The organism is Synechococcus sp. R6-5 (assembly GCF_047461775.1).
Lineage (GTDB): Bacteria > Cyanobacteriota > Cyanobacteriia > Thermostichales > Thermostichaceae > Thermostichus.
Genome location: NZ_JANSHV010000100.1, coordinates 1 through 8,087 on the forward strand (window position 1 = coordinate 1; position 8,087 = coordinate 8,087).

At 59.0% G+C, this 8,087-nt stretch carries 9 protein-coding genes and 1 tRNA gene; 5 read left to right on the plus strand and 5 right to left on the minus strand.

Features of this window, described 5'->3' with window-relative positions:
* Positions 1–42: 42 nt before the first annotated feature.
* Together NW818_RS06000 and NW818_RS06005 are read right to left on the minus strand one after the other, a co-directional pair.
* Positions 43–438 (minus strand): DUF4346 domain-containing protein, encoded by a 396-nt coding sequence (locus NW818_RS06000; protein ID WP_414330043.1) that lies wholly within the window; start codon positions 436–438, stop codon positions 43–45.
* A gap of 197 nt (positions 439–635) precedes the next feature.
* Positions 636–1,085 carry a DUF4384 domain-containing protein gene (locus NW818_RS06005; protein WP_414424079.1) on the minus strand — a complete coding sequence of 150 codons (450 nt, stop codon included), beginning with the start codon at positions 1,083–1,085 and terminating at the stop codon, positions 636–638.
* 444 nt (positions 1,086–1,529) lie between these two features.
* On the opposite strand from NW818_RS06005, the gene NW818_RS06010 reads away from it, so the two are divergent.
* A complete protein-coding gene (locus tag NW818_RS06010; protein ID WP_148202830.1) occupies positions 1,530–1,967 on the plus strand; it encodes a tetratricopeptide repeat protein in 438 nt (145 codons plus the stop codon).
* Here the strand turns inward: NW818_RS06010 and NW818_RS06015 are convergent.
* The gene (locus NW818_RS06015) at positions 1,906–2,427 is read right to left on the minus strand and encodes a TerB family tellurite resistance protein (protein WP_414342350.1); all 522 of its coding nucleotides are present in this window, start codon (positions 2,425–2,427) and stop codon (positions 1,906–1,908) included. The two genes, NW818_RS06010 and NW818_RS06015, sit on opposite strands and share 62 nt — an antisense overlap.
* 255 nt (positions 2,428–2,682) lie before the next feature.
* Between NW818_RS06015 and NW818_RS06020 the strand changes: the two genes are divergently transcribed.
* The 4 genes from NW818_RS06020 to rsmD all read left to right on the plus strand — a co-directional run bounded on the left by NW818_RS06020 (position 2,683) and on the right by rsmD (position 5,600).
* Positions 2,683–2,767: transfer RNA gene (locus tag NW818_RS06020), tRNA-Ser, on the plus strand.
* A 583-nt stretch (positions 2,768–3,350) separates the two neighbouring features.
* A complete protein-coding gene (locus NW818_RS06025) occupies positions 3,351–4,112 on the plus strand; it encodes a HEAT repeat domain-containing protein (RefSeq protein ID WP_414413592.1) in 762 nt (253 codons plus the stop codon).
* A gap of 39 nt (positions 4,113–4,151) precedes the next feature.
* Positions 4,152–5,039, plus strand: a complete 888-nt coding sequence (locus tag NW818_RS06030) for a Sll0314/Alr1548 family TPR repeat-containing protein (protein ID WP_414421606.1) — start codon at positions 4,152–4,154, stop codon at positions 5,037–5,039.
* A 9-nt stretch (positions 5,040–5,048) separates the two neighbouring features.
* Positions 5,049–5,600, plus strand: a complete 552-nt coding sequence (gene rsmD / locus NW818_RS06035) for a 16S rRNA (guanine(966)-N(2))-methyltransferase RsmD (RefSeq protein ID WP_011433333.1) — start codon at positions 5,049–5,051, stop codon at positions 5,598–5,600.
* On the opposite strand, the gene NW818_RS06040 is transcribed toward rsmD, so the two are convergent.
* Both NW818_RS06040 and glgA read right to left on the minus strand, forming a co-directional pair.
* Positions 5,597–6,217 (minus strand): hypothetical protein, encoded by a 621-nt coding sequence (locus NW818_RS06040; protein ID WP_414424080.1) that lies wholly within the window; start codon positions 6,215–6,217, stop codon positions 5,597–5,599. The genes rsmD and NW818_RS06040 overlap by 4 nt on opposite strands.
* Positions 6,218–6,262: 45 nt before the next feature.
* Entirely contained in the window at positions 6,263–7,804 is a 1,542-nt protein-coding gene (gene glgA / locus NW818_RS06045) for a glycogen synthase GlgA (RefSeq protein ID WP_414424081.1), read from the minus strand.
* Positions 7,805–8,087 lie beyond the last annotated feature (283 nt).

Here is an 8,087-nt window from a genome sequence, read left to right on the forward strand (position 1 = left end):
GGGCCTCCAGCCCGAAAATTTGGTGAGCTTTCTGGGAAGGGATCAGTCTTGGATGTACTCCTCGCCAGAGATCAGGGCAGCTTCGGCTTTTTGAAACTCCCTTCCCAAGTAGGCCGCATGGCTGAGCTGGGAGACCACTCTCTCCTGCTCCTTTTCAAAGATCTGTACACACAGTTCTTTGGCCGTGCGCCCAACATACACCCGTTCAGGGGATCGGTTGACGGAGCCCTTTGCCGGGATCACAGCTCCTGTTTCCGGATCGGTGGCCAGCCCCCGCTCATTGATGACGGTGCTGTAGTACTTGGCGCAAATGAGGTTCTGCTCCCGATCCAAGTAGATGACGAAATAGCCCGCCGGATCCAGATCCAGGGGTCGGCGGGAGAGATGGTCGTCAATGCTGCGAATCTGCTCGCTCAGGGGCTTGGAGGAAGGGGACATAGAATGGCCGACCAAAACCGCACAGGAGAAACGTAGCCGAGACTACCTTTGGCTGCTCTCATTGTGGCAGATGAACCCAATCTTTGGGCAGCCTTTGGGGTGGTTGACTTCCTTCCCAGCTTGAACGGTGGGGCTGGTCATATACCCGATGAAGGGGATCCTGTGCGGGCCATCCACCTGAGGTCTCAGAGCTTGGATTAGCGCGGGGCAACCCGATAGAATCGGGTGGCCGTCACCCACTGGTCGGAAGGGATCCCCTCGACAATAATGGCGCGGGCAATGGCATTGCCCAGTTGGGATCCCCGCACCCGCACGTCGGCAAAGGAGCCACTCTGCTCAAAAGAGGCAATCTCCTGGAAGTTCAGCGGACGGGGGGATGCCACCGCCAACACCTGGGCTTGGCCGAAGGGTGGAGCGATGGTCAACCGATAGCTGGCCCCTGGCGGCGGGAAGGTGCGCACTTCTCCGGCCCGCAGAAACTCGTTGCCACCGGAAAAGCGGTTGGGCAAAATCAGATGGGTACGGCCATCGGCTTGGATGCTGAACAGGTAAACGTAGGCATCGCGGTTGGTGCTCAGGGTAATGGCAATCGGCTCGCCAGGCCGGTAGATGGGGTTAGACCCGTGCCGATCCAGCTCCAGATTCACCCGCAGGTCGGAAGGAACGGGGTTGACAATGATGGAGCGGGTGCCAACATCCCAACTGACGAGTATCGGCCAGTTGCAGCCTTTGTAAAGGAGGGTAGATGCCTAGGGTTTGCGGAAAAACAGCGGTGGTCGGAGCCACAGACAGCCCCAAAGCCAGCGGTAGGAAAAGCAGTTTGGCGTTCATGGTTCACAACCGATCAATGGCTATGTTCATCCTAGGAAGGGGCACAGGTTGAGGGGGTCAGGCTTTGCGCAATCTCCAATCTCCTACCGCGGCAGTTTCTCCTGCTGCAGATGGCATCACCCAGGGGGAAAAGACGCTGAACCGGCAGGGGCACAGCTCTGTTCTCGGCATCTAGGATGGGAATTGGGGGCAACACGTTTGGCAAGGGTTAAGCTGCAAATAACCTCACGCCAGGTTCCCATTCAACCCCAAACTTGCTCATGGCTCACGACAGCTACCAAGAAGGCATCGCAGCGGTACAAGCGGGCGATTTCCAGGCTGCCATCCAAGCGTTTCGCCAGGCGGTTGCTGCCGATCCAACCCATACCGAAGCTCGTTACAAGCTGGCCTGGGTACTGGGCATGAGCGGCTATCTGGATCCGGCCCTGACAGAGCTGGAAGCCGTTTTGGCGGCAGATCCCAACCATGTGGCAGCCCATTACAATCGAGGGGCCCTCCTCTTGCAAAAGGCCCAACTGGAAGCAGATGAGGACGGACAAATCGATCTGGCCGTTCTGCAACAGGCGGAAGCAGCCTTTCAAGCGGTGATGCGCTTGGATCCCACCGACCAACGGGCCTTTGCCTTCCTCAATTTGGTCAAGCGGGCCATTCGCAACCATCAGGCGTCCACTCAGGTCTCCGGCGGCAGTGGCGGGTAAACCCCTGCACCAAGACTTCAATCGGCGCAATGCTGGGATCCCCCAGCTCAGCCTCTGCCTCTTGAGAGACCTGTTGCACCACTGCCGGTGACAGTTGCAGCTTTTCCACCAACTGCCGAAAAGCATCCAGCTCTTCCAGATTCACCACGGGCTCCTCCGGGCTGCGAGCGCTGGCGGCAATCACCAGGTAGCCCAACTTGAGGATGAGACGCTTCTCGGCCTCATCGCCGATTTTCGACAGCACCTCCTCCAACGGGACTTGCTGCACTAGGTACTGGCGGATCTCTTGCGCCAAGCTGGCCCGCTGGTCGGGATCCGAAGCAAAATGCTGAGAGAGTTGCTGGGCGATGAGTTCTACTTCCGCAGCCTCTAGCGCACCATCAGACCAGGCCATCGCAGTGACGGCTCGCAGCAGATTCATCTGCTTGGGAGTAATGCCGGGCGGGGGTGGAGTGGGCATATATCCTCCTGGGGTGGCTTATCTGCCAGTGTAGAAGGGGATCCTGGACCCTTCTGGTTAAGTTTGGTATCTGCTCGATGGCTGCTGGCTTTGGCTCAAGTCAAGATAGGTGCCGCCTACCCGGTCGAAGGGGGGCTTTTGCCGAGGGGATCCGATAAGTCTGTGGAGGTTGTGGTCGGCTGGTGATTGCACAGCCTGAAGCCCATTGCGTAGCATAAATGAATAATGAATAAAGTCTGGGGATCCCAGCAGTTTGGAGAGGTGTCCGAGCGGTTTAAGGAAGCAGTCTTGAAAACTGCCGTGGTTCACGCCACCGTGGGTTCGAATCCCACCCTCTCCGCTTACCTGGAGGTGATGCCCAACGGGCCGCAGCTACAGAGATTCACATATCGCTTCTGGGGGAACGAGAGGCGGTCAGGGATAGGGGCGTACAACACTAGATAGCACTAGTTATCCACTAGTTATCTAGACATTGAGAGAGCTTGATGCCAGAACCGACTCAGCAACAGCTTTTACGGGGAGTGAGGGCAGTGGTCATGGCATCTCCTCAGGCAGCGGCAGAATGGATCAAGCGGTCAGCCGGGTGTCGGGAAGCTGGACGCGGTAGCCTTTGAGTTCTCTCGGTTGCGAAGCGGTGCATAGCACTCACACAAGCGCGGTCAACCTCTCTGCGTCCTTCGTCGGCCTCTCTACACTGAGAAGCATCCTGCGATTCTAGGGTAAAGACCGGTGGTGGGGAGCTGACGCTTTTGTTATCCTGTCGCATAAGCTCCCCCTCTGGGATCCCAGGGGAAAGTGGGCCAACCTTGCCTGACACTGAACGCCAGCACAGCCCGCATAATGTTCCCGCACAATGTCCTGCACAATGTTGTGTCAGCAAGACTTGGTTCTCGATGGCAGGTTTGCAGAGAGGACGTGACCTGATGTTTACTTGGCTCTGGACGAAACAATTTTCTCGCTTGAATCAAAGGCTACAGAGCCTAGAGGTAGCCCGCGAGGAAAACCTTCTGTCTCCCGATCTGAGCGCTCAAACTCTGCAGGTGGCCCCCGACTTTTGGGAACGGCAGCACCAAGCCTTTGTCTATGTGGATAAGCAAATGCGGAGGCTCAGCCGTCGCAGCAAGATTTGGGGAGGAATGGCGCTGCTGGCCATTCTGGCCGATGCGGCTTTGATAGTGGCAGGTCTGGCAGCGTTCCAGTCTTGGCAGCAGGTGCAGGCGGATCGCCAATTAACTCGCATTGCCCAACAGGTTGCGGCTGTCGATCCTGTGCAGCAAGCTTTTGATGATCTGGTGGCTCAATTGCCCCAGATGAGCGGGGCAGAGCGATCTCGTGCCCTAGAGGCGTTGCAGGCTCTCTCGGCCATCTCGATGGCCTATGGCGGCTACTCCTCCGACGGTTCTGCGGGTATTTCTGTGTACAGCTCTGCTCTCCCAGCAACCCCTCTTGAGGCTCAACTGCAAACCATTTACCGGTTGGGGCAAATGCGGGTGGTGGAGGCGGTGCCGGCTTTGCTGACCAAGCTTGCGGACGATGAGCCGGTGGTGCGGGAGGCGGCGGCCCGTGCCCTCGGCCAAATTGGGGATCCGCGCGCCTTGGGTCCCTTGCACGATCTTCTGGCCTATGAGCCCAATGAGTTGGTTCAAGATGCGGCTATTGCTTCGATTGCCCAACTGCTGCGCTGAAGAGAGGGTTAGATGGGGGTGGGAGTTGAGGCACTGGGGATGAGTATCGGCAAAATGAGCAGGCTGGGCAAACTGCTGGGGGTGATTTGTTGGGTGTGGGGATCCGCTCTGCCGGTTTGGGCGCAGGATCCCTTCCGCAGCGGGGACAATGCCCGCCCCATCAGGCCGGAGGTGGCGGCAGCTTTTGAAGAGTTCTTCTGTGCAGGCCGCTACAGCCAGAGCCGGGAAAAACTGGAAATGGCCAAGAAGGCCTCCCCCGAAGAGCCGATGGTCTATGCCCTGTTGGCGGCGCTGGCTTATCAGGAGGGAGACCTGGAAGCATTTGCCCAGTTGGCCACTCAAACCCGACAGGTGGCCGCCGAGTTGAAAAAGACGGATCCCCTGCGGGGCAACCTTTATGAGGGCGTGGGCTATGGGCTGGAGGCAGCCAACATAGTGGTGCGAGATGGGGTGGTCATCGGTTTGCCCAAAGCTCTGCCCACCCTCAATCAATTGTTTGCTTCCATTCGGGCCGCCCAAGCAGTGGACAGCAGCGATCCGGAGCTCAATCTGCTCAACGGCTACATGGATTTGCTGCTGACCTACCGGGAGAAGGCTCTAAATCAGTTTCGGATGGCAGCTCCTGACTATCTGTCCTACCGCGGCCAAGCTCTGGCCTACCGGGATATGCAGCGCTTTGACGAGGCGCTGGAGGCGGTGGATCGAGCCATTGCTGCTTCTTGCAGCAACCCCGAGCTTTACTACCTCAAGGCGCAAATTTTGGTTTCCAAAGGGCAAGACCGAGAGGCCGTCCCCCTTTTCGATCAAGCCCTGCAAGCTTCTGCCCAACTGCCCCAACCTTTGGTGGAGCAAATCCAGATGGAGCGGGATCGCGCCGCCCAGCGCAGTGGGTTGACCGGCCAGTTGCCGGCCACGCCTAGCCCCTGAAGGGATCCCATGAGCCTGCGCATCAGCGGCAAACGAGCGCTGCAAACTCCCGCTGGCTTGGGCACTCGACCCACACCTGGCCGGGTGAGGCAGGCCTTGTTCAACATCTTGCAAGGGCAGGTGGAAGGCTGTCGCTGGCTGGATCTGTGCTGTGGGGCCGGTACGGTGGGAGCAGAAGCTCTGTGTCAGGGGGCCGCTTTTGTGGCCGGGATCGAGATTGCCGCCCCTGCCTGCCGCATCATCCGAGCCAACTGGGCCAAGGTGGCGCAGCTGGGGCAATCTTTCCAGGTCATTCAGGGAGATGCCCGCAAGCTGCTCAGCCGCGGCCTGAACTTGGAGCCATTTGATTACGTGTACTTTGCTCCTCCCTACGAGGCCGGTCTGTACGCCCCGCTCCTGCCCCTGATCCCGCCCTTGCTCAAGCCAGGCGGAACCTTGATCGTCGAGCATCGCAGCGGCCAGAAGCTACCAGACCAGGTGGGATCCCTGCTGCGCTTTGACCAACGAACCTATGGGCAAACGGCGCTGGCTTTCTATCGCAATCTGGAAGAGCAGCTCTAACTGGGAAAGGGGGTGCTGACAAAGCCGATTTCCAAGAGCTGCTGATAGGCTTGGGTGCCCAGCTCGCGGGTTGGGCCCTGGCTGTTAATGACCTGGATCAGCCAGCCCACAGCCTCTTCCGGTCGCCCGGCGGCGCGATAGACCACGGCCAAATCGTAGGCGGCTTGATCCCGGGCTTGGGCGGCAACACGGGCCAGCTCCCGCTGTTCTTCGGAGATGCGGTTTTGGATCCCGGCGAAGGCGCGGGAGAGATCTTGGTGGTAGTTGGAGCGCTGGTTGTAGGCGTTGAACACCTGTTGCAGCAGCTCGACAGCCTGGTCGTAGTTTTGCGCTTGGATGGCGGCATCGGCTTCGGCGGCCAGTTGTTCGGCTCGCAACGCGCTGAGGGCGCTGCTGGGTTGCTCTAGGGCGCGAAACTGCTGCGGATTGGGAATAAGCTGCTGTCCGGCAGGGAGCTGCTGAGCAGTGGCCCAGAAGGTGGAGCCCATGCCCAGGACAAGGCCGAGCAGTACGCCGAAAACCAACCGCGCCCAAGAACGGCGCAGAAGGCTGAGCCCCTGGGCGATGGCGTCCTGGCGACAGCCTTGGGAAGCAACAGCGGGACGTCGTCCGATCATGTGCGGGTAACCCCCAAAACCTCTCTTGACCCGTTCCACTTTACCCTACTCCTCGGGTCTTTGCTGCAGCTCAGGGATCCCTTTGGAGCGAGGCTGGGAGGAGATGGGCTTCTTGAGCTTGGGCGGAGAGGAGCTGGGCGAGTTGGGTGGCTCTGGAGGCTTTTCCGGCAGCAGCGGTAGGTTGAGAATCAGCTCATACATGCGCAGGTATTCCAGCGCTGAGCGGTGCCAACTGAAATCACTGGCCATGCCCCGCTTCTGCAGCGCTTGCCAAGTTTCTTTGTGCTGGAAGGCTTCCCAAGCCCGCGCCAGACAGGTGTAGAAGTCCAGGGCTTCGTAGCGGTCAAAGCAGTAGCCGGTGCCGATCCCCTTGCTGGGGATGTGGTGGCTGACGGTATCCACCAGCCCTCCCGTGCGGCGGACGATGGGCACACACCCATAGCGCATGGCGATCATTTGGCTGATGCCACAAGGTTCAAAGCGGCTGGGCATCAAAAACGCATCTGCCCCCCCGTAGATCAACTGGGCCAGCTTGGGTTGGTAGCCTTTTTGGTAGGCCATTTTGCCCGGGTGCCGCTCGGCCATCTCCCGGATCCGCCCTTCGTAGTAGGCTTCGCCGCTGCCTCCCAGCAAAACAAATTGCGCGTCGCTGTAGTCCAGGAAGCGATCCAAGGCTTGGATGAGCAAGTCGATCCCTTTTTGCTCCACCAAACGGGCCACCATGCCCATCAGAAAGGTATCTGGGTTGACGGTCAAGCCCAACTTGGCCTGTAGCGTGGCTTTGTTGGTCGCCCGCCCGCTGAGATCATCGATGCTGAAATTGGCCTCTAGGTCTGGGTCGGTGCGGGGATCAAACCTATCGATGTCGATCCCATTCAAAATTCCTCGCAACCGTTCCCCTTTCCAGGCCAACAAGTCCTGCAGTCCTTCCCCATGCAGAGGGGTGCGAATTTCCATCGCATAGGTGGGCGAGACGGTGTTCACTTGGTCGGCGTAGAGGATCCCGGCAGCCATGGTGTTGTGGGCAGAAAAATACCAGGGCAGCCAGGTCATGCGCTCCAGTTGCCAGCGCCAGGGCCCTTGGTAGGCCAGGTTGTGGATGGTGAACACCGTGCCAATATCGGGAGCTTGGTGCATCCAGGCCGGGATCATGCCGGTGTGCCAATCGTGGCAGTGGATGATGTTGGGTTTCCAGGGGTAGTAAGTCCAGGCAAATTCGGCTACGGCGTTGGCAAAAAAGGTGAAGCGCCAGAACTCGTCCTCGCCGTAGTAGATGCGGTGGGGAGCAAAGCAGTAGTGGCTGACCAAGTAGAGGGGCACATCGGTGCCGGGCAAAACGCTTTCGTAAATATCGGCCACCTGACCCATGACCTGTTTGGACCAGATGGGATCTTTCGAGCGGGGGTATTGCCCCGGTTCCTGGCCGAACTTGTCCCAGAGAAAGCCATACAGAGGCATGATGATGCGGACATCCTGCCCCAGCTTGCGCAAAACGACAGGCAGGGATCCCACCACATCCGCCATGCCCCCCACCTTGGCCAGAGGTGCTGCCTCTGCCGCTGCGAACAAAATCCTGGCTTGAACCACGCTGCCCTCCCTGTTGTTGTGGGCTCCGCTCCACCGCCGCGAACGGATCCCGGCTCAGTTGCCCTCAGCCAAAACCCTTCCCATCCTAAAACACAAGGGATCCCTGCGCCGGATGAGCTGATGCAGCGCCTCATCTTGAGGTTATGTTGCAACTTATTGATTTTTCGTAAGATGGAAGGACAGTGCTGCTCAGAACTGTTGTGGGCGCTGCTGTATTGCACTTTATTCGTCGTCATTGTTCTGGAGAGACGTCCTATGACCATAGCGGTAGGGCGCGTGCGTC

Coding starts and splice junctions, on each gene's coding strand:
- NW818_RS06025 (WP_414413592.1), top strand. CDS start 3,351: ATGTTTACTTGGCTCTGGACGAAACAATTTTCTCGCTTGAATCAAAGG.
- NW818_RS06040 (WP_414424080.1), bottom strand. CDS start 6,217: ATGATCGGACGACGTCCCGCTGTTGCTTCCCAAGGCTGTCGCCAGGAC.
- NW818_RS06000 (WP_414330043.1), bottom strand. CDS start 438: ATGTCCCCTTCCTCCAAGCCCCTGAGCGAGCAGATTCGCAGCATTGAC.
- NW818_RS06015 (WP_414342350.1), bottom strand. CDS start 2,427: ATGCCCACTCCACCCCCGCCCGGCATTACTCCCAAGCAGATGAATCTG.
- rsmD (WP_011433333.1), top strand. CDS start 5,049: ATGAGCCTGCGCATCAGCGGCAAACGAGCGCTGCAAACTCCCGCTGGC.
- NW818_RS06030 (WP_414421606.1), top strand. CDS start 4,152: ATGAGTATCGGCAAAATGAGCAGGCTGGGCAAACTGCTGGGGGTGATT.
- NW818_RS06010 (WP_148202830.1), top strand. CDS start 1,530: ATGGCTCACGACAGCTACCAAGAAGGCATCGCAGCGGTACAAGCGGGC.